Origin of the sequence: Halomonas halophila (genome assembly GCF_030406665.1) — a bacterium.
GTDB classification, from domain to species: Bacteria; Pseudomonadota; Gammaproteobacteria; order Pseudomonadales; family Halomonadaceae; genus Halomonas; species Halomonas halophila.
In genome coordinates, this window is sequence record NZ_CP129121.1 from 2,503,078 (window position 1) to 2,527,009 (window position 23,932).

22 protein-coding genes and 1 riboswitch are annotated in these 23,932 nt (G+C 71.4%); of the genes, 7 read left to right on the plus strand and 15 right to left on the minus strand.

The annotated features are described in order from the left end of the window. The first annotated feature begins 12 nt into the window (after positions 1-12). Positions 13-1,143, plus strand: coding sequence for a sn-glycerol-3-phosphate import ATP-binding protein UgpC (locus QWG60_RS11735; RefSeq protein WP_146907208.1), 1,131 nt, complete (start codon positions 13-15; stop codon positions 1,141-1,143). Beyond that, the gene (locus QWG60_RS11740; protein ID WP_046079839.1) at positions 1,116-1,847 is read left to right on the plus strand and encodes a glycerophosphodiester phosphodiesterase family protein; all 732 of its coding nucleotides are present in this window, start codon (positions 1,116-1,118) and stop codon (positions 1,845-1,847) included. The genes QWG60_RS11735 and QWG60_RS11740 overlap by 28 nt, the downstream gene beginning before the upstream one ends. Before the next feature lie 27 nt (positions 1,848-1,874). On the opposite strand, the gene QWG60_RS11745 is transcribed toward QWG60_RS11740, so the two are convergent. Continuing rightward, positions 1,875-3,350, minus strand: a complete 1,476-nt coding sequence (locus tag QWG60_RS11745) for a cobyric acid synthase (RefSeq protein ID WP_146907206.1) — start codon at positions 3,348-3,350, stop codon at positions 1,875-1,877. Positions 3,351-3,500: 150 nt separating this feature from the next. Between QWG60_RS11745 and QWG60_RS11750 the strand changes: the two genes are divergently transcribed. The 3 genes from QWG60_RS11750 (at position 3,501) to QWG60_RS11760 (ending at position 4,755) form a co-directional block, all read left to right on the plus strand. Beyond that, positions 3,501-3,911, plus strand: a complete 411-nt coding sequence (locus tag QWG60_RS11750) for a hypothetical protein (protein WP_146907204.1) — start codon at positions 3,501-3,503, stop codon at positions 3,909-3,911. Positions 3,912-3,933: 22 nt separating this feature from the next. Further along, on the plus strand, positions 3,934-4,272 hold the full coding sequence (locus tag QWG60_RS11755; protein WP_146907202.1) for a VOC family protein: 339 nt from the start codon (positions 3,934-3,936) through the stop codon (positions 4,270-4,272). Between the two features lie 84 nt (positions 4,273-4,356). After that, positions 4,357-4,755, plus strand: a complete 399-nt coding sequence (locus tag QWG60_RS11760; protein WP_146907200.1) for a GFA family protein — start codon at positions 4,357-4,359, stop codon at positions 4,753-4,755. An 83-nt stretch (positions 4,756-4,838) separates the two neighbouring features. Here QWG60_RS11760 and bluB read toward each other — a convergent pair whose 3' ends face one another. The 6 genes from bluB to cbiE all read right to left on the minus strand — a co-directional run bounded on the left by bluB (position 4,839) and on the right by cbiE (position 9,826). After that, entirely contained in the window at positions 4,839-5,564 is a 726-nt protein-coding gene (bluB, locus tag QWG60_RS11765; RefSeq protein WP_146907198.1) for a 5,6-dimethylbenzimidazole synthase, read from the minus strand. Positions 5,565-5,835: 271 nt separating this feature from the next. Further along, positions 5,836-6,441, minus strand: coding sequence for a cob(I)yrinic acid a,c-diamide adenosyltransferase (cobO, locus tag QWG60_RS11770; protein WP_107181221.1), 606 nt, complete (start codon positions 6,439-6,441; stop codon positions 5,836-5,838). Between the two features lie 148 nt (positions 6,442-6,589). Beyond that, the gene (gene cobF, locus QWG60_RS11775) at positions 6,590-7,375 is read right to left on the minus strand and encodes a precorrin-6A synthase (deacetylating) (protein ID WP_107181220.1); all 786 of its coding nucleotides are present in this window, start codon (positions 7,373-7,375) and stop codon (positions 6,590-6,592) included. Further along, on the minus strand, positions 7,372-8,193 hold the full coding sequence (gene cobM, locus QWG60_RS11780; RefSeq protein WP_146907196.1) for a precorrin-4 C(11)-methyltransferase: 822 nt from the start codon (positions 8,191-8,193) through the stop codon (positions 7,372-7,374). The genes cobF and cobM overlap by 4 nt, the downstream gene beginning before the upstream one ends. Then, positions 8,190-8,594, minus strand: a complete 405-nt coding sequence (locus QWG60_RS11785; protein ID WP_146907194.1) for a cobalamin biosynthesis protein — start codon at positions 8,592-8,594, stop codon at positions 8,190-8,192. The genes cobM and QWG60_RS11785 overlap by 4 nt, the downstream gene beginning before the upstream one ends. An 8-nt stretch (positions 8,595-8,602) precedes the next feature. Next, complete coding sequence (gene cbiE, locus QWG60_RS11790; RefSeq protein ID WP_146907192.1) at positions 8,603-9,826, minus strand: precorrin-6y C5,15-methyltransferase (decarboxylating) subunit CbiE; 1,224 nt, start codon at positions 9,824-9,826, stop codon at positions 8,603-8,605. Here cbiE and QWG60_RS11795 point away from each other — a divergent pair. After that, the gene (locus QWG60_RS11795; RefSeq protein WP_186810034.1) at positions 9,825-10,589 is read left to right on the plus strand and encodes a cobalt-precorrin-6A reductase; all 765 of its coding nucleotides are present in this window, start codon (positions 9,825-9,827) and stop codon (positions 10,587-10,589) included. The two genes, cbiE and QWG60_RS11795, sit on opposite strands and share 2 nt — an antisense overlap. Here QWG60_RS11795 and cobJ read toward each other — a convergent pair. The 8 genes from cobJ to QWG60_RS11835 all read right to left on the minus strand — a co-directional run bounded on the left by cobJ (position 10,547) and on the right by QWG60_RS11835 (position 22,294). Then, on the minus strand, positions 10,547-11,353 hold the full coding sequence (cobJ, locus tag QWG60_RS11800) for a precorrin-3B C(17)-methyltransferase (RefSeq protein WP_146907394.1): 807 nt from the start codon (positions 11,351-11,353) through the stop codon (positions 10,547-10,549). The two genes, QWG60_RS11795 and cobJ, sit on opposite strands and share 43 nt — an antisense overlap. 103 nt (positions 11,354-11,456) lie before the next feature. Continuing rightward, positions 11,457-12,209 carry a precorrin-2 C(20)-methyltransferase gene (gene cobI / locus QWG60_RS11805; RefSeq protein ID WP_186810032.1) on the minus strand — a complete coding sequence of 251 codons (753 nt, stop codon included), beginning with the start codon at positions 12,207-12,209 and terminating at the stop codon, positions 11,457-11,459. Continuing rightward, a complete protein-coding gene (locus QWG60_RS11810; RefSeq protein ID WP_046079848.1) occupies positions 12,206-12,835 on the minus strand; it encodes a precorrin-8X methylmutase in 630 nt (209 codons plus the stop codon). Before QWG60_RS11810 ends, cobI begins: the two co-directional genes overlap by 4 nt. Further along, a complete protein-coding gene (locus tag QWG60_RS11815; protein WP_307725192.1) occupies positions 12,819-14,045 on the minus strand; it encodes a cobalamin biosynthesis protein CobG in 1,227 nt (408 codons plus the stop codon). Before QWG60_RS11815 ends, QWG60_RS11810 begins: the two co-directional genes overlap by 17 nt. Next, entirely contained in the window at positions 14,042-18,007 is a 3,966-nt protein-coding gene (gene cobN / locus QWG60_RS11820) for a cobaltochelatase subunit CobN (protein ID WP_146907188.1), read from the minus strand. Before cobN ends, QWG60_RS11815 begins: the two co-directional genes overlap by 4 nt. Continuing rightward, positions 18,007-19,107 (minus strand): cobalamin biosynthesis protein CobW, encoded by a 1,101-nt coding sequence (cobW, locus tag QWG60_RS11825; RefSeq protein WP_107181213.1) that lies wholly within the window; start codon positions 19,105-19,107, stop codon positions 18,007-18,009. The genes cobN and cobW overlap by 1 nt, the downstream gene beginning before the upstream one ends. Further along, the gene (locus QWG60_RS11830) at positions 19,104-20,486 is read right to left on the minus strand and encodes a cobyrinate a,c-diamide synthase (protein ID WP_146907186.1); all 1,383 of its coding nucleotides are present in this window, start codon (positions 20,484-20,486) and stop codon (positions 19,104-19,106) included. The genes cobW and QWG60_RS11830 overlap by 4 nt, the downstream gene beginning before the upstream one ends. Next, complete coding sequence (locus tag QWG60_RS11835) at positions 20,483-22,294, minus strand: AAA family ATPase (protein WP_146907184.1); 1,812 nt, start codon at positions 22,292-22,294, stop codon at positions 20,483-20,485. Before QWG60_RS11835 ends, QWG60_RS11830 begins: the two co-directional genes overlap by 4 nt. Before the next feature lie 123 nt (positions 22,295-22,417). Further along, positions 22,418-22,642, minus strand: a riboswitch (cobalamin riboswitch). A 256-nt stretch (positions 22,643-22,898) separates the two neighbouring features. Between QWG60_RS11835 and QWG60_RS11840 the strand changes: the two genes are divergently transcribed. Continuing rightward, positions 22,899-23,915, plus strand: a complete 1,017-nt coding sequence (locus tag QWG60_RS11840) for an ABC transporter substrate-binding protein (RefSeq protein ID WP_046079852.1) — start codon at positions 22,899-22,901, stop codon at positions 23,913-23,915. Positions 23,916-23,932 lie beyond the last annotated feature (17 nt).

The following is a 23,932-nucleotide window of genomic DNA, read 5'->3' on the forward strand; positions in this document are numbered from 1 at the left end:
CGAGAGACGCCTATGGCCACGCTTCGCCTGAGCGCCCTGCGCAAGACCTACCCCAACGGTTTCACGGCCCTGCACGGCGCCGACCTCGAGATCGTCGACGGCGAGCTGATCGTGGTGGTCGGCCCCTCGGGCTGCGGCAAGTCCACCCTGCTGCGGATGCTCGCCGGGCTGGAATCGATCAGCGACGGCGAGCTCGTCATCGACGACCGCCGGGTGAACGACCTGGAGCCCGCCCAGCGCGACATCGCCATGGTGTTCCAGAACTACGCCCTCTACCCGCACATGAGCGTGGCCGACAACATGGCCTACGCGCTGAAGAACCGCGGCGTACCCAAGGCCGAGCGCCGCCGCAAGGTGGAGGAAACGGCGCGCCTGATCGGTCTCGAGGACCTGCTCGACCGGCGCCCGAAACAGCTTTCCGGCGGCCAGCGCCAGCGGGTGGCCATGGGCCGCGCCATCGTCCGCGAGCCCCGGGTGTTCCTGTTCGACGAGCCGCTGTCGAACCTCGACGCCAAGCTGCGCGTGCAAATGCGCCTCGAGATCCGCCGCCTGCAGAAGCGCCTCGGCGTCACCGCGGTCTACGTCACCCACGATCAGGTCGAGGCCATGACCCTGGCCGACCGGCTGGTGGTGATGAACGGCGGGCGCATCGAGCAGGTCGGCACCCCGATGCATCTCTACGAGCGCCCCGCCAGCCGCTTCGTAGCCGGCTTCATCGGCTCGCCGGCGATGAACTTTCTCGACGCCCGTCTCGATGCCCGCCTTCAGGGCGACACCCTGACGCTGCCCTGCTGCACCCGGCTGGCCTCACCCGTGTCGGCATCCGGCGAGGCGAAGCCGGTGTGCCTGGGCATCCGCCCGGAGCACCTGACCGTGGTGCCCGAAGGCGACGTTATCGACGGCGATCTGTCCGCCCGGGTCGAGCTGGTCGAGCCGCTGGGCGCCGACACCCTCGTCCATGCCCGGCTCGAAGGGCAGGACGATCTGGTGGTGGCGCGCGTCGACGGTATCCGCGCGGTGGCCGAAGGCGATAGGCTGGCCCTGCGGCCGGATGCCGGCCGCCTGCATCTCTTCGCCCCCGACACAGGGCAGCGCCTGGACCCCCTGGAGCCCGAATGCCAGCACTCGACCTCCCCCGCCTGATCGCCCATCGCGGCCTCTCCGCCCGCGCCCCCGAGAACACCCTGGCGGCGGTGCGCGCGGCCCATGCGGCCGGCATCATCTGGGTCGAGCTCGACGTGCAGCTGCTCGGCGACGGCACGCCGGTGATCTGGCACGACCGCGACGTGTCGCGCTGCTCGGACGGCCGCGGCCGGCTGGCGGCCATGGACCTGGCCGCGGCCCGACGGCTGGACACGGGTGCCTGGTTCGCCCCCGCCTTCGCCGGCGAGCGGATGGCCACCCTCGACGCAATGCTCGCGCTGCTCGCCGAACTCGGCATGGGCGTGAATCTGGAGCTCAAGGTCAACCGCGGCCACGACCCGGTGGCGCTGGCCGAAGCCGCGGTGCCCGCGCTGATGGAGGCACTGCCCTACGAGCGGCGGCTGGTGTCGTCCTTCGACGAGCGGGCGCTGAGGGTCAGTCGCGCGCTGGCCGGCCCCGAACGGTTGGCCCTGGGGGCGTTGTTCGACCGCGTGCCCCGGGACTGGCAGTCGCGCGCCGAGGCGCTGCAGGCCGTCAGCGTGCACGCCAACTGGAAACCGTTGAAGGCGGAGCGGGCCCGCGCCATCAAGGCCGCCGGCCATGCGCTGATCTGCTACACCGCCAACGACCCGGCCGCCTTCGCCCCACGCTGGGACTGGGGCGTCGATACGGTGATCAGCGACGACCCCACGCGTTTTCGCTGAGTCAGACGACGAGACCATCGGCGACGCTCAGCCGCCGATCAGCGCCTCGATGGCGGCCGGATCGAGATGTTCCTCCAGGGTATCGGCCAGCCGGTCGAGCTGACGCTCGCGGTGGGCGGCCAGATCCACGGCCGCACCCTCGCCAGCAAGTCCCAGCATGGCCAGCAGTGCGGCGGCCGCCGGCGCCTCGTCGAACAGGCCGTGCAGGTAGGTGCCCATCACCTGGCCGTCCTCGCTCACCGCGCCGTCCGGGCGGCCGTCCAGGTCGAGCAGCGGCCGCGCCAGCGCCGGGCCCTCGCTGACGCCGTTGTGAATCTCGTAGCCACTCACCGCCACGCCTTCGCCGGCCGGGGTGCCCGCATGAAGGGCAGTGAGCGTGCCGCTCACGTTGCGCAGCTGCTTGCCGGTCACCATGCGGGTGCGCATGGCCAGGAGCCCCAGCCCCGGCACGCTGCCGGCCTCGCCCTCCAGGCCGTCCGGGTCGTCGATGGCCTCGCCGAGCATCTGGAAGCCGCCGCAGATGCCGAGCACCCGGCCGCCGTAGCGCAGGTGACGGCGGATCGCCGGCTCCCAGCCCTCGCGGCGCAGCCAGCCCAGGTCGCTGGCGGTGCTCTTGCTGCCGGGCAGCAGGATGACGTCGGCGGGCGGCATGGCCTGCCCCGGCCCCACCAGCGTCAGCTCGACCCGCGGATGCAGGCGCAGCGCATCGAGATCGGTGTGGTTGCTGATCCGCGGCAACGCCGGCACCGCCACGCGCAGTCCCGGCGCTTCGGCGGCGCTCGCGGTCAGGCCCAAGCCGTCCTCGGCGTCCAGCAGCAGGCCGTTCAGGTGCGGCAGCACGCCGGTCACCGGCTTGCCGGTGCGCTCGGTAAGCCAGTCGAGGCCCGGCTCGAGCAGCGCGATGTCGCCGCGGAAGCGATTGATCACGAGCCCGGTGGTACGCGCGCGCTCGCTCTCGCTCAGCAGCTCCAGGGTGCCCACCAGCTGGGCGAAGACGCCGCCGCGGTCGATGTCGGCCACCAGCCACACCGGGCAGTCCACCGCCTCGGCGAAGCCCATGTTGGCGATGTCGTTCTTGCGCAGATTGACCTCGGCCGGACTGCCCGCGCCCTCGGCGATCACCAGATCGAAGCGACTTGTCAGTCGCTCCCAGGCTGCCAGCACGGTCTCGCGGGCCTGGCGCTTGAAGGCGTGGTAATCCAGCGCGTCCATGTGACCGTGGACCCGACCGTCGAGGATCACCTGGGCGCCGCGGTCGGTCTCAGGCTTGAGCAGCACCGGATTCATGTCGGCATGGGGCGCCAGCCCGCAGGCCACCGCCTGCAGCGCCGTGGAACGGCCGATCTCGCCGCCCTCCGGCGTCACGGCGCTGTTCAGCGCCATGTTCTGGGGCTTGAAGGGCGCCACCGACACCCCGCGCCGCGCCAGCAGACGGCACAGCCCCGCCACCACCGTGCTCTTGCCGGCGTCCGAGGTGGTGCCCTGAATCATCAGTGTCGCCATGCCAAATGCCTCGCCTTAACCGGGTCGCCCTCAAAGATGGCGAGACTCTACCGAGCCGCCCCACGGGCCGCAATTGCCAACGATGTCCCTCGCTATCCCGGCCCCTTCAAGGCATGGCATCATTCCTTGGTCACGATGGTGGGAAATGACATGGAACCGGTCATTCAGGAAGAAGCTTCGGGCTGTGGAATTGCCGCAAGCGCGGCTCTCGCGGGCGTGCCCTACGCAGACGCCAGACGCGTCGCCAACGGCCTGGGAATCCATGCCGAGGACCAGACCCCGTGGTCTGATACCCGGCATGTCCGCACCCTCCTCTCGGCCTTTCACATCACCACATCACCGATGGAGACGCCCTTCACGTCTTGGGAGGCATTGCCTGACAAGGCCCTGCTCGCCATCAAGTGGCGTCGTGAAGGTGAACTCCCCTTCTGGCACTGGGTCGTGTTCGTCAGACAAGGCGGTCACGCCTACGTGCTGGATTCCAGGAAGCCGCTACGTTCGCACCTTCGACGTGACTTCGGACGCATGAAGCCTCGGTGGTTCATCGAGGTGTATGACTGAGACAGCACACAAAAGGGACGACATGTCAGATCCACATTTCTCTCTTCTCGTCCTGCGCTGCCAGGCGCTGGAGGCCAGCAAGCGATTCTATGAGCGGTTAGGTTTTCGCTTCGTGGAGGAGCAGCATGGCGACGGCCCGCTCCACTATGCCTCAGAGGAGGCGGGCATGGTCTTCGAGCTGTATCCCTCGCGCGAGGAGGACGTCGCGGACCGCACACGGCTCGGCTTTCGCGTGACGAACCTCGAGGAGATCGTGGCGCACCTCGAGACGGTGAATCGCCATGTCATCGCCGATGACGTGGTCTATATCGCCCAGGACCCCGACGGCAGAAGAGTCGAGCTGAGGGAGCGGACGACATGACGCCGCGTCGCGGCGAGCGACGTCGGCCGTCTCGAGAAGATTCACAGCCTGGACGCCAGTCCGGAACATCCTAGGGAGAGGAACATGCAAGGAAGCTGTCTGTGTGGCGTCGTGACCTATGAGGTCGATCGGCTCGATATGCCGATCGCGCACTGCCACTGTCGCACCTGCCAGAAGGCCCATGCCGCGGCCTTCGCCACCACCGCCGGTGTCGAGCGCCGCCATTTCCGCTGGACCGCGGGTGAGGAAACGCGCTCGCACTTCGTATCGTCACCGGGCAAGCGACGCTGGTTCTGCTCAGCGTGCGGGACGCATCTGATGGCGGAGCGGACGGGGCAGCCCCACGTCATCCTGCGCGTGGCCACCCTGGACGAGGATCCGGGAGAGCGTCCCGCCCAGCATACCTGGCGCTCCCATGACGTGCCCTGGCTGGCCTACGATGACGACCGTCCGTCCCATGACGCATGGCCGCCGGGGCGCTAGCTAGCCTTCCGGTCGCCGGCCCTCATCCCTCGCCGACTCCCTGGGCTTAATGCGCCGAAGGGCGCCTTGGACCATCGGCGCCTTCATCGCTCGCCTTCCCGGGCCGCAAGCGCCTCGAACAGCGCCGGCGCTTCCGCCACCTGGCCCCAGCCGTTGCCGTGCACCCGCTCGGCGAGCGGCAGGCGCTGGCGCCAGCCGGCGCGGGCCAGCTCGGGGCGGTCGAGGAACTCGTCGACGTAGCCCAGGCACAGGTAGGCGAGCGGGTAGACGTTCTCCGGCAGGCCCAGCACCTCGGCCAGCTCGTCCTGATCGAGGATACTGACCCAGCCTACGCCGATGCCCTCGGCCCGGGCCGCCAGCCACAGGTTCTGGACCGCCAGGCAGGTGCTGAACAGGTCCATCTCGACGATGCTCTGGCGGCCCAGCACATGCTCGCCGCCGCGGCTGCGGTCGCAGGTGATGCACAGGTTGAGCGGGCTCTCGAGGATGCCCTCCAGCTTGAGCCGGCGATACAGCGCGCCGCGCTCGCCGATGTGGGCCTCGGCCGCCTTGGCGTTCTCGCGCTCGAAGATGGCGTGCACGCGCCCACGCACCGCGCGGTCGTCGATCAGCAGGAAGTCCCAGGGCTGCATGAAGCCCACCGAGGGCGCGTGGTGGGCGGCCTCGAGCAGCCGCGCCAGCACCGCGGGCGGAATCGGGTCCGGGCGGAACTGGGCGCGCACGTCGCGACGCTCGAAGATGGCCCGGTAGAGGCCCTCGCGCTGCGCCTCGGGGAAGGCGTGATCGGGTCGCCCGGTGGGGTCTGCCATGCGGCGGTCTCCTGGAGTTCGTGATGGTGGGACGGCGCTAATGTCACAGGATGATGAGCTTGACCGGCGCCAAGCCGGCACGAGGGCGCTGTGAACCCATCCCTGGGCGCTAACTTTTGCCCTGCGGCGCTCTCGCATCCTGCTCCGCTTGCAGGACCGGTGTTGGCCATCCTTGGCCAACCCGTTCGGCGGGGATCGCCTCACCCATGGCAAAAACCCCTCGCGCCGTCTCGTCCCCGGCGCTCATCCGGCGACAACAGAGCCGAGACGACTACAGCTCGACGCCTTTTTGCGCCTTTATCCCCTGGTCCTTGAAGGCGTGCTTGACCACCTTCATCTCGGTCACGGTGTCGGCCAGCTCGATCAGCGCCTCGGGGGCGTGACGGCCGGTGACCACGGCATGCTGCATGGCCGGGCGGCCCTGGAGGTCGTCGAGCACCCGGTCGAGCTCCAGGTAGCCGTGGCGCAGGGCGATATTGAGCTCGTCGAACAGCACCAGGGCGTATTCCGGGTCGGCCAGCATGCGCCGGGCCTCGGCCCAGGCCGCCTCGGCGGCGCGCACGTCGCGCTCGCGATCCTGGGTGTCCCAGGTGTAGCCCTCGCCCATGACGTGGTAGTCCACGCCCGGCAGCGAGCGATAGAAGGCCTCCTCGCCGGTCTGGAACTTGCCCTTGATGAACTGCACCACGCCGACCTTCATGCCGTGGCCCAGGGCGCGTGCGACCATGCCGAAGCCGGAGCTGCTCTTGCCCTTGCCGGGGCCGGTGAGCACCAGCAGCACGCCCTGCTCCTTGTCGGCGGCGGCAATCCGCTCGTTCATGATCTTCTGCTTGTGGGCCATGCGCACCGCATGGCGCTCGGGGTCGACGTGCTTCATCGGGATCTCCAGCGATCGAGGGAATAGCGTGGTGGTTCTCATGCCATACCGGGGACAAGTCGCAGCGGAGCTCCTACGCCAGGGATGGCGTCGGGAGCTACAAGGATGTATTTATCGCGTCTCCGCGCAGGCTTGTCCCCGGTATCCATCATTCGAGCAGCGGCTGACGCGCCAGCAGATAGACGTCCATGATCCAGCCATGGCGCTCACGCAGCGCGGCACGGCGCTCGACGATGGCGGGGCCGACCTCGGCCAGCGGGCCGTCGATCAGGCACTGCTTGTCCATGCCGAGATAGGCGCCCCACCAGATATGCAGGCCCTTCGGGGCCAGCGTCTGGAAGGCGCCGCCGGCGTCCAGCATCACCGCCAGGCTGGCGGCGTCGCCCGGCCAGCCGCGCTCGCGCAGGCGCCGCCCGGTGGTGATCTGCACCGGCTCGGCCAGGGCATTCAAGGGGATGCGATGCTCGGCGGTCAGCACCTGCAGGCTGGTGATGCCCGGCACCACCTCCACCTCGAGCGTCATGCCGCTTTCTTGCTCAAGCCCAGTCCCCTTCAAGCGCGCGGCGATGCGCAGGCTGCTGTCGTAGAGCGAGGGATCGCCCCAGATCAGCATCGCGACCCGCCCGCCCTCGGGCAGACGCTGGGTCATGTGCTCGCGCCAGGTCGCGGCGATGGCTGCGTGCCAGTCGTCCACCGCGCCCAGATAGTCGTCTCGGCCGTCGCGACGCGGCAGGTCGAACTCCACCACCCGCGATTGTGCGGCCTCGTCGAGCAGTTGGCGGCACAGCAGCCGACGCAGGTCGACCAGGTCCGAGCGGGCCTCGCCCTTGCGCGGCAACAGGATCAGCTCCGCCTCGCGCAGCGCGCGCACGCCGGCCAGGGTGATGTGATCGGGATTGCCGGTGCCGATGCCGATCAGCGACAGATGAATCATGCGCCGCCCTCTCGTTGCTCGCTCTCGCCCATCCAGGCGCCACCCTCGGCGAAGGGCGAGTCCGCCGACTGCGGCCGGAAGCGGCGGTCGTAGCCGATGGCGTAGAGGCAGCTGTCGTCGAAGGTTTCGCTTGCCAGCGCCGGGCCGACCAGGATCAGGGCGGTGCGGTTCATGGCCGGATCGAGGCGCGCGGCGATGGTGTCGAGCCGCCCGCGGATCACCTTCTGGTCGGGCCAGCTGGCGCGCCAGACGATGGCCACCGGGCAGTCGTCGCCGTAGCGGGGTGCGAGCTCCGCCACCACCTGCTCCAGATTGTGAATCGACAGATGGATCGCCAGCGTCGCCCCGGTGCGCGCGAAGTTGGCCAGGGTCTCACCGTCCGGCATGGCACTGGCGCGGCCCGGCGTGCGGGTCAGCACCACCGACTGCGCCACTCCCGGCAGGGTCAGCTCCTGGCCGAGGGTGGCGGCGGCCGCGGCGAAGGCCGGCACCCCGGGCGTGATGGCGTAGGGAATGCCCAGCGCACGCAGCCGGCGCAGCTGCTCACCCATGGCCGACCACACCGACAGGTCGCCGGAGTGCAGCCGGGCCACGTCCTGGCCCGCGGCGTGGGCCGTGGCGATCTCGTCGACGATCTCGTCGAGGGACAGCGGCGCGGTATTGATGATCCGGGCATCCGCCGGGCAGTGATCGAGGATCGCCTCGGGCACCAGCGAGCCGGCGTAGAGGCACACCGGACTGGCGGCGATCAGGTCGCGCCCGCGCAGGGTCAGCAGGTCCGGCGCGCCGGGACCGGCACCGATGAAGTGAACGGTCATGTCGTGTCTCCTGCCGGGATGTCTTGCGCCGCAGCGGCGACGGCCATGGCGGCGGTGGCGCATCGGTCCTTGGAAATCAGCCGCGGGCCGAGCAGCGTCGCGCCCGGCCCGGCCGCCAGTACCGCCACGGCCTCGGCGACGCTGCCGGTGCCGCGGGCCCGCCGGCTGCGTGGGGAATGCGTCAGCGTCTCGGCCGAGGCCAGCGCCTCGTCGGGCACGGCGAGCGTCTCGAGGCCCCGCGCCTCGCCCAGGGCCTGCACTCGCACGCGCATGCTCTCGGCCACGGCCAGCCGATCGGCCGGGCCGTATTGCGCCTCTAGCCGCTCCAGCGCCACGGCGAGAGAGCCGAGCGTGGCCGAGCCGCGCATGCCGAAACCCGCCACCCTAATCTCACCGCTCATATCGCGATTCATTTCACTATCCGCCACTGCACGATGGGATAGGCGGCCTTCCAGCCGCGGCGAGTGCCGAGGGCGGTCGCCGACGACAGCTCCAGGCGTACCAGCTCGCCGCCCCACTCGCGCTGCCGCTGGGCCAGCAGCGCCTCGGATTCAAGCGTCACCGCGTTGGCCACCAGCCGCGTGCCCGCCGGCAGGCACGGCCACAGCGCGTCGAGCAGCGCCTCGGAGAGCCCGCCGCCGATGAAGACGGCATCCGGCGGCGGCGCGTCGGCAAGCTCATCCGCCAGCAGCGCCGCGGCGTCGCCCTCGACCACCTCGAGCCAGTCGACGCCGAGTTCCCGGGCGTTGCGGCGGGCGCGCTCGGCGCGCTCAGGGGCGCGCTCGAGGCCCAGGGCGCGGTTGTCCGGATGGGCCAGCAGCCACTCGATGGCCACCGAGCCGGAGCCGGTACCGATGTCCCACAGCCGCTCGCCCGGCATCGGGGCCAGGGCGGCGAGCGTGGCGGCGCGCACCGCCGGCTTGGTGATCTGGCCGTCGTGAGAAAACCAGCCATCCGGCCGCCCCGGCGTCAGCGGCAGCGCCGGCCCGTCGCCGGCAACCTCGAGCCCCACCGCCACCGGATGGGCGATGTCGTCCGGCAGCTTGGCGTCGGCACGCAGGCAGCGCACGCGCTCTTCATCGCCACCCAGGGCCTCCAGCACGTGAAGTTGGCTGGCGCCGAAGCCGACGCGCCCGAGCCAGCCGGCCAGCGCCGCCACCGCCGGGCCGTCGCGCAGCAGCACCAGCAGCTGGCGACCGCGATGCAGGTTCGGACGCAGGCGCGTCAGCGGCCGGGCATGCAGGCCGAGGCAGGTCACCCCCTCCAGCGACCAGCCAAGCCGTGAGGCCGCCAGGCTGAAGGTCGAGGGCGACGGCAGCGAGCGCCATTCGCCCGGCGCGAGATGCCGCGCCAGGGTGCCACCGGCGCCGAACCAGAAGGGATCGCCGGAGGCCAGCATCACCGTGCGCCGGCCGCGCTCGGCCAGCAGTTCGGGGATGCCGTCGGCGAAGGGCACCGGCCACTCGCGCACCTCGGCGGGGAGCGGAGGCAGCAGGCGCAGATGGCGCCGGGCGCCGAACACCACCTCGGCGGCCTGAAGCGCCTCGCGGCTTGCCGGCGTGAGCCCGGCCGTGCCACCCTCGCCCCAGCCCACCACCGTCAGCCAGGGAGCGTCGTCCGCGTCAGTCATCATGAAGGTCCTGATTCTGGGAGGCACCACCGAGGCCAGCGCCCTGGCCCGCGCGCTCGCCGAGCGCGAGATCCCCGCGCTGTTCAGCTACGCCGGCCGCGTCGCCGCGCCGAAGCCCCAGCCGCTGCCGACCCGGGTGGGCGGCTTCGGCGGCACGGACGGGCTGGCCGCCTTCCTCGAGGCGGAGCGCATCACCCATCTGGTCGACGCCACCCATCCCTTCGCCGAGCGGATGAGCCGCAACGCCGTGGCCGCCACCGAACGAACCGGCACCGCGCTGATCGCCCTGACCCGGCCGCCGTGGGCGCCGCAAGATGGAGACCGCTGGCACCGCGTCGCGAGCATCGAGGCGGCGGTGGACGCGCTCGCCGGCCCGCCCGAGCGGGTGCTGCTGGCGATCGGCCGCATGCATCTGGCCGCCTTCGCCGTCCGGCCCGAGCACCACTACGTGCTGCGGCTGGTCGATCTGCCCGAGGAGACGCCGCCGCTGCCGCGCCACACCCTGACCGTCGACCGCGGCCCCTTCACCCGGGAGGGCGACCTGGCCCTGCTGCGCGAACACGGCGTCGAGCGCCTGGTGTGCAAGAACGCCGGCGGCGCGGGGGCCGCGGCCAAGCTCGAGGCCGCCCGCGCACTGGGGATTCCGGTGCTGATGATCGACCGCCCGGCGCTGCCGCCCCGCCGCGAGGCCCATAGCCCCGATGCGGTGCTGGACTGGCTGGGTCATCGATCCACCTCGGATGACAGCACCGACCGCGGCGTATAGACCCACTCGCTCCCTTCCCGGCCGGCCGGAATGCGCCGCGTTAGGCTCGAGCCCACCATCACCAGGGTGCGCATGTCGGCCATCTCGGGGGTCGCCTCGCCGAGGGTGACGACCCGCAGGCGCTCCTCCGGCGTGGAGACCGCGCGAGCGAACATGATCGGGCGATCAAGGCCGCAGGCCTCGCGCAGCACGTCCAGGGCGCGGGCGAAGCCCTCCGGCCGCGAGCGGGAACGCGGGTTATAGAAGGCCATGGCGAAGTCGGCCTCGGCGGCCAGCCGCAGACGCTTCTCGATCAGCGCCCAGGGCTTGAGGTTGTCGGAGAGGTTGATGCAGCAGAAGTCGTGGCCCAGCGGCGCGCCGAGGCGCGCGCTGGCGGCCAGCATCGCCGAGACCCCCGGCAGCACCTGGATGTCCAGCGCCCGCCAGGCCGGCTCGCCCGCCTCCAGCGCCTCGAATACGGCCGCGCCCATGGCGAACACGCCGGGATCGCCCGAGGACACGACCGCCACCCGACGGCCCGCGGCGGCCATCTCGAGCGCCTGCTCGGCGCGGCGGATCTCCTCGCGGTTGTCCGAGCCGTGGCGGGTCAGCCCCGGGCGCGGCGCGACCCGCTCGACGTAGGGCACGTAGCCCACCACGTCGGTGGCCTCGCTCAGCGCGTTCGACGCCTCGGGGGTAATCAGCGCCTCATTGCCCGGGCCAAGACCGACAATCTTCACCCAGCCTTCACGGCCGGCTGCGCGTTGGCCATACGGCGTTGCCATCGTCTTCGAAATGCTCATTTAGCCCCTCTAAACTGCGCTGTCTCAGACGATGCCGCCTTGTCTGTCGCTAGCTCGCCAGGCCGTGATTCGACGTTTTCTTCGCTCATGGCCGCCTCCCGTTGCCGTGAATCACCAGGATCGAGAAATAGGGCACCTGCTCGCCGACCTCGGCCAGCGGCACCACCCGCTGCCGGCCCATGGAGGCGTACTCGATCAGCCAGGCCTCGTCTTCGCGGCCGGCGCTTGCCAGCGCGCGACGCAGCTTGTCGAGGTGGCGGCCGATCTTCATCACCACCAGGGCATCGGTGCGCGCGATGCGCTCGGCCAGCCGGTCCTCGGGCTGGGTCGCGGTCAGCACGGTCAGCACGTCGTCGCCCCAGGTGATGGGCCGGCCCGTGGCCGTCCAGGCGGCAGACATGCCGGTGATGCCGGGCACCACTTCCACGGCCACCCTGCCCTGCAAACGGGTATAAAGGTGCATAAAGGAGCCGTAGAAGAAGGGATCGCCCTCGCACAGCACCGCCACGTCGTGTCCCGCCCCGGCGATCTCGGCGAGCTTTGCCACCTGGCGCTCGTAGAAGGCCGCCAGCCACGCGTTGTAGCGCGGATCGTCGAAGGGGATCTCGGTGGTGACCGGATACTCCATGGCCAGCTCCACGGCGCCGGGCGCCAGCATGCCCTCGACGATGGTGCGGGCGTGGCCGGTGCGGCCCTTCTTGCGGAAGTAGGCCACGTGGCTGGCGCCGCGGATCAGCCGGTCGGCGCGCACGCTCATCAGGTCCTGGCTGCCGGGGCCGAGGCCGACGCCGTGAATCGTGCCGGGGACAGCGCGGGAGAGAGACTCGGGCATCGTCATTCGCTGCGATCCGCCATGGCATTGATGGCGGCCACCGTCACCGCGCTGCCGCCGAGCCGGCCCTCGACGATGGCGCAGGGCGCCGCCCCGCTCTCCCACAGCGCCTGCTTGGACTCCGCCGCGCCGACGAAGCCCACCGGGCAGCCGACGATCGCCGCCGGGCGCGGGCAGTCCGGGTCCTCGAGCATGTTGAGCAGGTGAAACAGCGCGGTCGGGGCGTTGCCGATCGCCACCACCGCGCCCTCGAGCCGGGGCCGCCACAGCTCCAGCGCCGCCGCCGAGCGGGTGTTGCCCATCTCGCGCGCCAGCCCCGGCACCCGCTCGTCGTGCAGGGTGCAGATCACGGCGTTGTCCGCCGGCAGGCGCTTGCGGGTGATGCCTTCGGCGACCATGCGCGCGTCGCACAGGATCGGCGCCCCGGCCTCCAGCGCCGTCCGGGCGCGGGCCACCGCGTCGTCGCGGAAGTGGACATGGGGCGCCAGCGCCACCAGGCCGGCGGCGTGAATCATGCGCACGGCGACGGGCTCCTCCTCGGGCGAGAAGCGTGAAAGCTCGGCCTCGCGCCGTATGATGGCGAAGGACTCTCGATAGATCGCCGGTCCGTCGGTTTCATAGACGTAAGGCATCACGTGTCTCCAAGTATTCGATGGCGTCGGATTCGCCGAGGCCGGTCGCGACCGGCGTGTCGTCGGCGCGTCCGCCCAGGATCAGGTCATAGCGGCCGTCGCGCCCCGTCAGGCAGACCTCGGCCGGGCCGCTGCGGGCGCAGCCCTTGGCGCAGCCGGAAATATGCAGCCGGCCCGCGGCTGATTCGCCCGGGCCCTCGCTGCGCCGCTCGGCCAGCGCCTGAGCCAGGCCTTGGGTCGCCACGCTGGCCTGGGCACAGAACGGCGCGCCGGGGCAGGCGTCCATGGCCAGGCGCGGATCGCAGGCGTCATGGATCAGCCCGTCGTCCGGCGCGGCGTCGCGCGTGCTCGCGTGCTCGCCTTCCAGCAGCAGGCGCCGCCAGGGCGTCACGCGCACGCCGGTGATGTCGTCGTGGAGGACAGCGCGCAGCGAAGCGGCCGTGGCTCGGCCGAAGGCCAGCCCGACCACCCGGCCGGCGGGATGCGACCCGGGCGTCAGGCCCGGCGTGTCATCGGACGACTCGGCCCACGCGGCCGTCGCCGCCGCCCAGCCCGGCAGCGGCGCCGTGACGCGACGCATCCGCCCTGCCGCGAGGCCGCCGCTGTCGACGAACCAGTGCGCCAGCCGCGTCATCAGCGCGACCGCGGCCTCGACGTCGGCGACCGGCGTGGCGAGATCGCGCCCGTCGGCCCGCACCACCAGGCCGCCCTCGATCGAGCGCTCCAGGCGCAGGTCGGCGGGCACGTCGCCCAGCACCGGCGCCGGGCCGGCGTCCAGCGCCAGCCCCCACTTGTCCGGCAGCGCCGGCCAGTCCGCCAGTCGGCGCTCCAGCAGGCGCGCCGCCTCGTACGTCGCGTCGCCCTCTCGCCACTCCGGGGCCAGCAGCAGCGCCGGGCGGCGCTCAGCCGCGGCGTCCGGGGCCGCCAGGCCGTGCTCGACCAGAAACGCCATCAGCTCGGGCCAGCCGGCCTCGTTCACGCCGCGCAGCTGCAGGTTGGCGCGACGGGTCAGCTCGATCAGGCCGCTGCCCCAGGTCTCGGCGGCCTCGCACAGCGACAGCATCCGCGCCCGGGTGAGCCGGCCCAGCGGCGGGCGCACGCGCACCAGCAGGCCGTCGCCGGTGGCCATGGGCCGCCAGGCGCCGGGGCACCAGCCGCGGACCTGTGGCGTGGCGCTCGAGCGCTTTTCCTTCACGCCCTGTTCTTTCAAGACATGCCCTCCCGTCGCTCGTCGAACTCGAGCAGCAGGTCTTGCAGGGCCTCGGCGCGCTCGCCGGCGTCTTCCCACAGGCCGCGCTGGACGGCCTCGAGCAGCCGCTCGGCCATCTCCTCCAGCGCCGCGGCGTTGTGCTCGCGCAGGAAGCGCTGGTTGGCGTCGTCGAACACCAGGGCATCGCTCACCTGGGCGTACTGGTGGTCGGGCACCAGGTCGGTGGTGGCGTCATAGGCGAACAGGGTGTCCACGGTGGCGGCCATCTCGAAGGCGCCCTTGTAACCGTGCTCGCGCATGGCCTCGATCCACTTGGGATTGAGCACCCGGGAGCGCACCACCCGGGTGATCTCCTCCTGCAGGGTGCGGATGCGCGGCCGCGCCGGGTTGGCATGGTCGGCGTGGTAGACGGCCGGCGCCTCGCCGCCCAGGGCGCGGCCGGCGTTGGCCATGCCGCCCTGGAAGGCGTAATAGGTGCTGGAGTCGAGGATGTCGTGCTCGCGGTTGTCCTGGTTGTGCAGCACCGCCTGCAGCCCCTCGAGCCGATGCGTGAAGGCGCGGCGCGCGGCGGCGCCGGACTCGGGGAACTGGCCGTAGGCATAGGCGCCGGCCGCGACGTAGGCCTCGGCCAGCTCGTCGGCGTCGTCCCAGGCGCGAGTGTCGACCAGCCGATCCAGGCCGGTGCCGTACTCGCCGGGCCTGCTGCCGAACACCCGGAACCCCGCCTCCTGCTCGGCCGCCTCGGGCGAGAGCCCGGCGGCCTCGAGCTCACCGCGGCGCGCCTCGACCGCGGCGCGGATGGTGTTGCCGTCGCCCGGCTCGTGGTAATCGGCCACCGCCCTCACCGCGGCGTCGAACAGCCGGATGACGTGGGGGAAGGCGTCGCGGAAGAAGCCGGACACCCGCAGGGTGACGTCCACCCGCGGCCGGCCCAGCAGCATGCTGGGGATCACCTCCACGTCGATCACCCGCTGCGAGCCCAGCGACCAGATCGGCCGCACGCCCATCAGCGCCAGGGCCTGGGCGATGTCGTCGCCGCCGGTGCGCATGGTGGCGGTGCCCCAGATCGACAGGCCCAGCCGGCGCGGATAATCGCCATGGTCCTGCAGGTAGCGCTCGACGAACGCCTGGGCCGAGGCCTCGCCCAGCGACCAGGCGGCGGGCGACGGCACGGCGCGGTTGTCGACGCTGAAGAAGTTGCGTCCGGTGGGCAGCACGTCGAGCCGGCCGCGGCTGGGCGCCCCGCTCGGCCCCGGCGGCACGGCGAGGCCGTCGAGCCCGTCGAGCAGCGCGCCGATCTCGCGCTCGGCACCGTGGCGCATGGCGGCCCAGAGGCCGTCGCGGGCATGGCGACAGAGCGCCGCGGTGGCCGGCCAGTCGCGGGCCAGTCCCTCGAGATCCCCCGGCGCCAGTACGTAGCCTTCGACCAGCCGCTCGGCCAGCGTCTCGAGGCGCTCGCGGGTGTCGGCGGCGCTGCGCCAGGGTGCATCATCCAGCTCGGCCAGCTCACTCAAGGCCGCCGGCCGCGGCCCTTGCCAGGGCTCGGCGCCGGCCGTCAGCGGATCGAAGCATTTGTCTTGACCATCCGCCTCGCGCAGTCCCAGGTCGTCGGCCAGGGCGTGCAGCAGGCCCTGGCGCTCGAGGCCCTCGCCTCGCGGCAGGCGCAGGATGGCGACCAGGGTCGCGGCCCGCTTGTCCGCCGGCGGCAGGGTGCCGAGCACATGCAGGCCGTGGCGGATCTGGGCCTCCTTGATATCGCACAGGAAGGTGTCGAGCTCGTTGAGCAGGCGCTCGTCGTCGCCCTGGCAGGCATCCTCTCCCTCGCCCGCCGACGGATTCAGCTCGGCGTCGATGCCGGTGCGCTTCAGGTGCTCGAGGATGCGCTCGCGCAGCAGCGCCTCGCGGCGCGGGTCCATGCCCAGCGCCTGGTAGTACTCGTCGGTCAGCGACTCGAGCTCGGCCAGCTCGCCGTAGAGCTCGGCCCGGGCCAGCGGCGGCATCAGGTGGTCGATGATCACCGCCTGGCTGCGTCGCTTGGCCTGGGCACCCTCGCCCGGGTCGTTGACGATGAAGGGATAGAAGTGCGGCAGCGGCCCCAGGGCCACGTCCGGCCAGCACTCGGCCGAGAGCGCCGTGCTCTTGCCGGGCAGCCATTCCAGGTTGCCGTGCTTGCCGACGTGGATCACCGCGTCCACCCGGTAGTGCTCGCGCAGCCAGAGGTAGAAGGCCAGGTAGCTGTGAGGCGGCACCAGCTCGGTGTCGTGATAGCTCCTGACCGGATCGGCATCCGGACCGGCGTCGATGTCACGCGCCGGCTGGATGCCGACGAAGGTCTCGCCGAGGCGAATGCCGGCGATCAGCAGCCGGCCCTGGCGGTGCTTGGGGTCGTCCTCGGGGGCGCCCCAGCGCCGCCAGACCGCCTCCTGCAAGGAGGCCGGCAGGGTGCGGAACCAGGCCAGGTAGTCGTCGACGCCGAGGCTCTGCCAGCTGCCGCGCCAGGCAAGCGACTGCGGATCGTTGGTCACGCTGGCCTGGAGGCGCCGGACCAGCTCATTGCCGTCCTCGGGCAGGTCCGCCAGCGGATAGCCGGCACCTTCCAGCGCGCGCAGCAGGTTGACCGTCGAGGCCGGGGTGTCGAGGCCGACGCCGTTGCCAATGCGGCCGTCCCGGGTCGGATAGTTGGCCAGCACCAGCGCCAGGCGCTTGTCGGCGTTGGCGGTGTGGCGCAGCCGCGCGTAGCGCCGGGCCAGTTCGGCGACGAAGGCGGCGCGCTCGGGATGCGGCTCATGGCGGGTCACCGAGAGCTGGCAGCGCTCGCTGTAGTGGGCCTCGGCCTTGAAGCCCACCGCGCGGGTGATGACGCGGCCGTCCATCTCCGGCAGCACCACCTGCATGGCCACGTCGCGGCTGTGCAGGCCGGCGGCCTTGTCGCGCCAGTCGTCCTCGGGGCTGCTGGCCAGTATAGCCTGCAGCACCACCGGGCGGCCGGCGAACAGGCCGCTCGCTTCGTCAGCCCCGTCGTCGCAGAACGCGCCGGCGTCGAGCGTGCCCTCGTCGGGCTCGCGGTTGACCGAGAAACCGGTGGTGTTGACCACCAGGCCGGCGCCGGTGCGCTCGATCAGGTGATCGACGAAGGCGACGCAGGCGTCTTCCTTCAGCGAGGCCACCGCCACCGCCAGCGGCGCCAGGCCCTCGGCCTCGAGCGCCGCAATCAGGCCGTCCAGCACCGCGGTGTTGGCCCCCTGCAGATGGCTGCGATAGAACAGCAGCAGGCAGACGGGACGCACAGAGTCGCGCTGCGCCTCCCAGTCCGCCAGGGTCGCCTCCTGTCCGGCCCTCGGCGCGGATTCGGGCGCCTGAGAGAGCGCCGTGTCGGGCGCCCCAGAAAGCGCGGGGTCGGGCGCTTTGGAAAGAGACAGATAGATCAGCGCGGGGGGAATCGCCCGCGGCTCGCGCCATTCCAGCGGCGCGTCCAGACATTCCGCGCCGACGAAACGCAGCAGCTGCTCGGCGTTGTCGGCGCCGCCCTCGCGCAGGTAGCGCCATACCCGACGGGCCGATTCGACCGGCACGCTGGAGGCCTCCAGCAGGGCATCGTCGGGAGCGTCGCAGCCCGGTACCAGGAGCAGCTGCCGCGTCGGGTCCGCAGCCGCCCAGGCCCGCAGGCGATCGAAGCCGTACTGCCAGTAGGCACTGCCGCCGAGCAGCGAGACGATCACCAGCCGCGCGTGCTCCAGCACCCGATCCTCGTAGAGGTCATAGGCGGCGGGCTTGACCAGGTTCATCCAGTTGGCGAGGCGCACCGATGGAAAGGCGTCGCCCAGCCGCTCGACCGCCTGGGCCAACGCCGACAGGCTGCTGTCGGCGGCCGACAGGATCACGACCTCGGCGGGCGTCTGCTGCAGGTCGACGATGCCCTCGTCGTCGACGAAGCCTCCGGGCTTGGCGGCGAACAGGTGCATCAGGCGGGCGTCGCGCTCTCGGCACCGGCCAGCGCCGCCTCCAGCACCTCGCGATCCAGGTGCCGGCCGATGATGACCAGCTCGGTGTGACGCGGCTCGTCCCGGGCCCACAGCCGATCGTAGTAGCCGTCCAGCCGCTCGCCCACGGCCTGGATGACCCGGCGCATGGGCTTGCCGGGAATCGCCGCGAAGCCCTTGGCGCGATAGATCTCGTGTTCTTTCAGCAGCGCGGCCAGGCGCGCCTCCAGCGCCTCGGCGTCGACTTCGCCCAGGCGGATCACCAGGCCGTCGAAGTGATCGTGGGCGTGGTCGTGGTGAGCGCCCTCGGCGTGATGGCGGTCGTGGTGGTTGTCGATGCGGTCGATGCCCTCCTCGCTCGCCGCGCCGATGCCCATCAGCGCCTCCAGGCGGGCCGGATCGTCGGCCAGGCTCGGATCGATAAACAGCGTCTTCACGGACCCGGGGACCTTGTCGGCCACCAGCGCCTCGACCCGCGCCCGCTCGTCCTCGGCGAGCAGGTCTCTCTTGCTGACCAGCACCAGGTCGGCGGCGCTCAGCTGGTCGTCCAGCAGCTCGCGCAGGCTGGGATCGTGATCCAGGCTGTCGTCGGCGCGGCGCTGGGCCTCGACCCGCTCGACGTCGCTGGCATAGCGGCCGGCGGCCACCGCCGGGCCGTCGACCACGGTGATGATGGCGTCGACGGTGCAGTGCTGGCGCACCTCCGGCCAGTTGAAGGCCTGCACCAGCGGCTTGGGCAACGCCAGGCCGCTGGTCTCAATCAGGATGTGGTCGATGTCGTCGCGGCGGGCCACCAGCTTCTTCATCACCGGCAGGAACTCTTCCTCCACCGTGCAGCAGATGCAGCCGTTGGCCAGCTCATAGATGCCGCCGTCGTCGTCCAGCGCCACCGCCCCCTCGTCTTCACAGCCGATGGCGCAGCCGCGCAGCAGGCTGGAGTCGATGTCCTGCTCGCCGAACTCGTTGACGATCACGGCGATGCGCTTGCCGGTGATGCGGCGCAGGATGCCGGCCAGCAGCGTGGTCTTGCCGCTGCCGAGGAAGCCGGTCACCACCGTGGCGGGAATCTTGTCGAGTTTCATGCGTGGCATTCCTTTGTCGAATCGTCAGCGACCGCGGCCGCGCCAAACAGGCGGGCCACGGCGGCGGGGTTGTCGGGGAAGAACAGGTGCAGGTAGGACGCGGTCAGGCCTCGCGCGCGATAGATCGCCTCGCCCGGCGCGGGATGGCGCTGGCGGCGACCGTGGGCGATGGGCTCGGGCGTGCCGCTGGCCTGGGAGCGGTGATGGGCGTGGCCGCGCACCGGCCCTTCGGGCAGCTCGGCGCTCTGCATGCCCTGGCAGCCGCGGCGCCCGCGCATGGCGCCGGCGCCGGGCAGCAGGCCCAGCATGGCGTGGGTCTCGCCGTCCTGATCGGTCAGGGTCTCCAGGCAGTAGAGCAGCCCGCCGCACTCGGCGAGGATCGGCAGATCGTCATCGAAGGCCCGCCGCAGGTCGTCACGCAGCGCGGCGTTGGCGGCGAGGCCTTCGGCGTGCAGCTCCGGATAGCCGCCAGGCAGCCACAGGGCGTCGCAGGCCGGCAGACTCGTATCGGCCAGCGGCGAGAAGAATCTCAGCGTCGCGCCCATGCGCTCAAGCAGGTCCAGGTTGGCCTGGTAGACGAAGCTGAAGGCGGCGTCGCGCGCCACGGCGATGGTGCGGCCGGCGAGCCAGGCCGGCGGTGCGGAGGCCTCGGTGGGCGCGGGAGTGAAGGCCACCGGCGGCAGCGCCAGCAGGGACTCGGCCAGGTCCTCGGCGGCGAGCGCCTCGGCGCCGGCGTCGAAGCGCGCCTCCAGGTCGTCGCGGATCTCCTCGGCCTGGACCAGCCCCAGGTGGCGCTCGGGCAGCGCCAGGGCCGGGTCGCGGGGCATCGCCGCCAGCAGCGGCACGGTCGCCGGCAGCGCGTCCTCGATCAGCTCGCGATGGCGCGCCGAGCCGCAGGCGTTGGCGATCAGCCCGGCGATGCGCACGTCGTCGCGGAAGCCGGCCAGCCCGGCCACCAGCGCCGCGGCGGTCTGGGCCATGCCCTTGACGTCCATCACGATCACCATCGGCAGGCCGAACAGCGCGGCCAGATCGGCGCTGGAGGGCTCGCCGTCGAACAGGCCCATGGCGCCTTCGACCAGGATCAGGTCGGCCTCCCGGGCGGCCTCGAACAGCCGCTGGCGGCAGTAGGCCTCGCCGGCCATCCACAGGTCGAGCTGGTCCACCGGCTGGCCGGAGGCCTGGGCCAGCACCCGCGGGTCCAGGTAGTCCGGGCCGGTCTTGAACACCCGCACCACCCTGCCCTGGCGTCGCAACATCCGCGCCAGCGCCGAGGTCACGGTGGTCTTGCCCTGTCCCGAGGCCGGCGCGGCGACGAACACCGCCGGGCAGCTCACGGCGTCGTGCTCGTGCATCGCGTTCGCTTCCTTGACGTTCATGTCGATGCCCCCGCCTCCAGGCCGGCCAGCGGCCGATAATCGGCGCCCAGCGCCCGGGCGATGTCGCGGCCGCGGCCGCGCTTCACGGCGGCGGATTCGGTGTCGACGACCACGCAGTCGCCGAGCGGCGGCAGGCCGCTCAGCGGCTGGCGGGTGCGGCCGTCGGTGATCAGGTAGGTGCGCACCTGCAGGCCCGCGTCCTGGCGGCGCCAGCGGCGCACCAGCTGCGCGGCGTGGCCCACGGCCTCGCGCAGCGGCGTGCCGCCGCCGCCGGGGACGGCATCGAGCCGCTCGAGCAGGTCCCTGGGCGCGCGGCGCCGGGGCTGGAGGGTCTCGATGCCGTCGTTGCCGAAGCCCAGCACCGCGATCTGCTCGCGGGCGGCGTAGGCCCGGCGCGCCAGGGCATCGACCGCGCCCTTGGCCCGGCCCAGCAGGCGCCGCCCGAGGGTCGAGGCGGAGGTGTCCAGCAGCACCAGGTGCAGCATCGGCTGACCGCTGCGCGGGCGGCGATAGCACAGGCGACGCCAGGGGCGTCGACCGCGGTGCTCGAGCAGGGTCGCGAACCAGTCCGGGCGCGGCGTGGGATCGCCAGATTCGGCCTGGCGACGATCCCGGCGGCGGCCGACCTGGCGGCCGGGGCGCCGGCTCGATGAGGCCGAAGCCGAGACCCCAGCGGCCTTGGGCGCGGTCGTCTCGGGCAGCGACGGCATCAGCATCGCGACGCTCGACTGCACGACCGGCGGCATGGCGCCCCACTGGCCCTGAGGTTGCGAATCGCCACCGGGGGCCTCGGGGGCCGGCTTGCGTGAATCGTCGCTGCTCGCCCTGCCGCGGCCCGTGTCAGGCTCGCCAGCCCGGTTCATGCCGGACCCGCCCTCGCCAGCCCCGTTCCCGCCGGCGCCGGAGTCGGAGTCGGAGCCGCTGCCGTTGTCGTCGGGGGCGGCGGTGCGGCGATGGGCCAGCACCCAAGGCTCGACGACGTCCAGGTCCTCACGCTCGACGCGCGCCGCACCGCGCCAGGCCGCATGGGCCCGGGCGGCGCGGTGCCAGGTGACATCGGCGCGCAGCCCCTCGACCCCGGCGGCCTCACTGCGCTCGGCGATGCGCTCGTAGATGTCATCGTCGGCGACGATGTCGGGAAGGCGCTCGCGGGCCTCGGCCAGGCGCCGGGTCAGCGCCGCCTGCTCGGCCTCGTGGGCGTCGACGAAGGCACGCGGGTCGCGGTCGAAGGCCTCGCGCTGGCGCAGGATCGCCACGCGCTCGGCCACGCCGGGGCTCGCCGACTGCTCGACACACAGGCCGAAGCGGTCGAGCAGCTGCGGGCGCAGCTCGCCCTCGTCGGGATTCATGGTGCCGATCAGGCTGAAGCGCGCGGCGTGGGCGTGGCTCAGGCCGTCGCGTTCGACGCGGTTGACGCCGCTGGCGGCCACGTCGAGCAGCAGGTCGACCAGCGCATCCGGCAGCAGGTTGACCTCGTCGACGTACAGCAGGCCGCCGTGGGCGCGGGCCAGCAGGCCCTCCTGGAAGCGCGCCTCGCCGTCGGCGAGCACCCGCTGCAGATCCAGGCTGCCGGTCAGGCGCTCCTCGCTAGCGCCCAGCGGCAGGGTCACCAGCGACGGTCGCCGGCCCTCGGCATCGCGCGGCAGAATCTCCGCCAGCGCCCGGGCCAGGGTCGACTTGGCACTGCCCTTGGGACCGCTGATCAGCACGCCGCCGAGGCGCGGATCGACAACGCTGAGCAGCAGCGCGGTCTTGAGCGCCGGCTGGCCGACGACGGCGACGAAAGGAAATTCGGCAACGGCGCTCATGGCGTCACGGCCGAGAAACGGCAGACGGACGCGGGACGCGCATCGCGGCGGAGGCTCCGCCGGGAGGGGGAATCGACAAACACGGGCATGGTGATCCTCTCGGTGCCCACCGCACCGGCATGGAATGACTCGACGTGACAGGCCGGTCTCCGGGCTCAGAAGGGGCACTCGCCGGGGCATGGCCGTGGGCGTCGTGCCGTGATCCGCACCTTCCCGGCATGTCGCCAGTGGTCGTCGCGGATCGCGCTTCATTACCGTTGCGGGGGCAGCGCTGGGATCGGCCGTGGCCTCACCAGACTTCCCGATTATCCCCTGAACCTCAGGGGCACCTGTCTTCGGAGGGGTATCGTAATGGACCGGCCATGTCCCGCGCAATCGACCACGCACTCGACCAGCGACGGCAAGCAAGCCCCTTGCCGGATAGATTTGTTATGATATAACATAACTTTTTATTTTCGCGGAAAAGCCTCGCGCGCAGGTCGCCGGCCTCTCCTCAAAGTCGGCGTCGACGCAGGCGTCGATGGGAGTGGAAAACGCCTCGAAACTCGTGGCAATCTCCCGTCGCCGGTCGGCCACTTCCCCTCCCCCACCTGGACACCGACGCATGACTCTCGCTCGTAGACTACTGGCAGTGCTCTCACTCATTACGGCGTCATCCGCCGGAGCGGAGGCGACACATTATCCGCTGACGATGATGAATTGCGGCCGCGACATTCACGTCGATGCCGCGCCGGAACGAACCGTCACCGTCGGTCAGTCGGCGACCGAAATTCTCTACGCTCTGGGGCTCGCCGATCGCGTCGTCGGCACATCGGTCTGGTTCACGCCAGTGCTGCCGGAATTCCGCGAAGCCAACACCGATATCGAGCGCATCGCCGACAATGACCCGAGCTTCGAGGCGGTCGTGAACAGGCGGCCGGACATTGTCACGGCCCAGTACGAGTGGCACATCGGCCCCACCGGCAGCGTGGCGACCCGCGACCAGTTCCAGGATCTCGGCATCAACACCTACATCATGCCCGCCGACTGCGATACCAAGAACAATGCCACCGGCGGCGACGGCACCCGTACCGCCGCCTTCTCCACCGATTCGGTGTACAAGGGCATCCACGAGCTGGCCACCATTTTCGACGCCAATGATGCCGGTGACGAGCTGATCGACGAGCTGAAAGACCGCGAGGAAAACGCCATTTCCCGCGCCGAATCGCTGTCGCTTCCGGACGATATTTCGGCGGTATTCTGGTTTTCGTCTCCCGACGGATCATCGGATCCCTACGTCGCGGGAAGGCTCGGCGCTCCCGGCTACATGATGGACAAGCTCGGCATCCAGAACGTCATCCAATCGAACGAGGAATGGCCGACCGTGGGCTGGGAAACGATCGCCCGCTCCGACCCGGACCTCATCGTGATCGCGACCATGGATCGCCGCCGCTATGCGGCGGACAGCGTCGAGACCAAGCGCGACTTCCTGCGCCACGATCCCGTGGCGAGCCAGATGTCGGCGGTGCAAAACGGCCACATCATCGAGATGGATGCCCACGCCATGAGCGCGACGATGCGCACCATCTTCGGCCTCGAGACGCTGGTGGATGCCCTGTCCGGGATGTCCTTCGCACGATGAATGACGCCGTTCGACTA

Coding starts and splice junctions, on each gene's coding strand:
- cobN (WP_146907188.1), bottom strand. CDS start 18,007: ATGCACCTGTTCGCCGCCAAGCCCGGAGGCTTCGTCGACGACGAGGGC.
- cbiE (WP_146907192.1), bottom strand. CDS start 9,826: ATGATGACTGACGCGGACGACGCTCCCTGGCTGACGGTGGTGGGCTGG.
- cobI (WP_186810032.1), bottom strand. CDS start 12,209: ATGACGATGCCCGAGTCTCTCTCCCGCGCTGTCCCCGGCACGATTCAC.
- QWG60_RS11735 (WP_146907208.1), top strand. CDS start 13: ATGGCCACGCTTCGCCTGAGCGCCCTGCGCAAGACCTACCCCAACGGT.
- bluB (WP_146907198.1), bottom strand. CDS start 5,564: ATGGCAGACCCCACCGGGCGACCCGATCACGCCTTCCCCGAGGCGCAG.
- QWG60_RS11835 (WP_146907184.1), bottom strand. CDS start 22,294: ATGAGCGCCGTTGCCGAATTTCCTTTCGTCGCCGTCGTCGGCCAGCCG.
- cobJ (WP_146907394.1), bottom strand. CDS start 11,353: ATGGCAACGCCGTATGGCCAACGCGCAGCCGGCCGTGAAGGCTGGGTG.
- QWG60_RS11785 (WP_146907194.1), bottom strand. CDS start 8,594: ATGAGCGGTGAGATTAGGGTGGCGGGTTTCGGCATGCGCGGCTCGGCC.
- cobO (WP_107181221.1), bottom strand. CDS start 6,441: ATGAAGCACGTCGACCCCGAGCGCCATGCGGTGCGCATGGCCCACAAG.
- QWG60_RS11745 (WP_146907206.1), bottom strand. CDS start 3,350: ATGGCGACACTGATGATTCAGGGCACCACCTCGGACGCCGGCAAGAGC.
- QWG60_RS11830 (WP_146907186.1), bottom strand. CDS start 20,486: ATGAACGTCAAGGAAGCGAACGCGATGCACGAGCACGACGCCGTGAGC.
- QWG60_RS11795 (WP_186810034.1), top strand. CDS start 9,825: ATGAAGGTCCTGATTCTGGGAGGCACCACCGAGGCCAGCGCCCTGGCC.
- QWG60_RS11740 (WP_046079839.1), top strand. CDS start 1,116: ATGCCAGCACTCGACCTCCCCCGCCTGATCGCCCATCGCGGCCTCTCC.
- cobW (WP_107181213.1), bottom strand. CDS start 19,107: ATGAAACTCGACAAGATTCCCGCCACGGTGGTGACCGGCTTCCTCGGC.
- cobM (WP_146907196.1), bottom strand. CDS start 8,193: ATGACCGTTCACTTCATCGGTGCCGGTCCCGGCGCGCCGGACCTGCTG.
- QWG60_RS11840 (WP_046079852.1), top strand. CDS start 22,899: ATGACTCTCGCTCGTAGACTACTGGCAGTGCTCTCACTCATTACGGCG.
- QWG60_RS11755 (WP_146907202.1), top strand. CDS start 3,934: ATGTCAGATCCACATTTCTCTCTTCTCGTCCTGCGCTGCCAGGCGCTG.
- QWG60_RS11760 (WP_146907200.1), top strand. CDS start 4,357: ATGCAAGGAAGCTGTCTGTGTGGCGTCGTGACCTATGAGGTCGATCGG.
- QWG60_RS11750 (WP_146907204.1), top strand. CDS start 3,501: ATGGAACCGGTCATTCAGGAAGAAGCTTCGGGCTGTGGAATTGCCGCA.
- cobF (WP_107181220.1), bottom strand. CDS start 7,375: ATGATTCATCTGTCGCTGATCGGCATCGGCACCGGCAATCCCGATCAC.
- QWG60_RS11810 (WP_046079848.1), bottom strand. CDS start 12,835: ATGCCTTACGTCTATGAAACCGACGGACCGGCGATCTATCGAGAGTCC.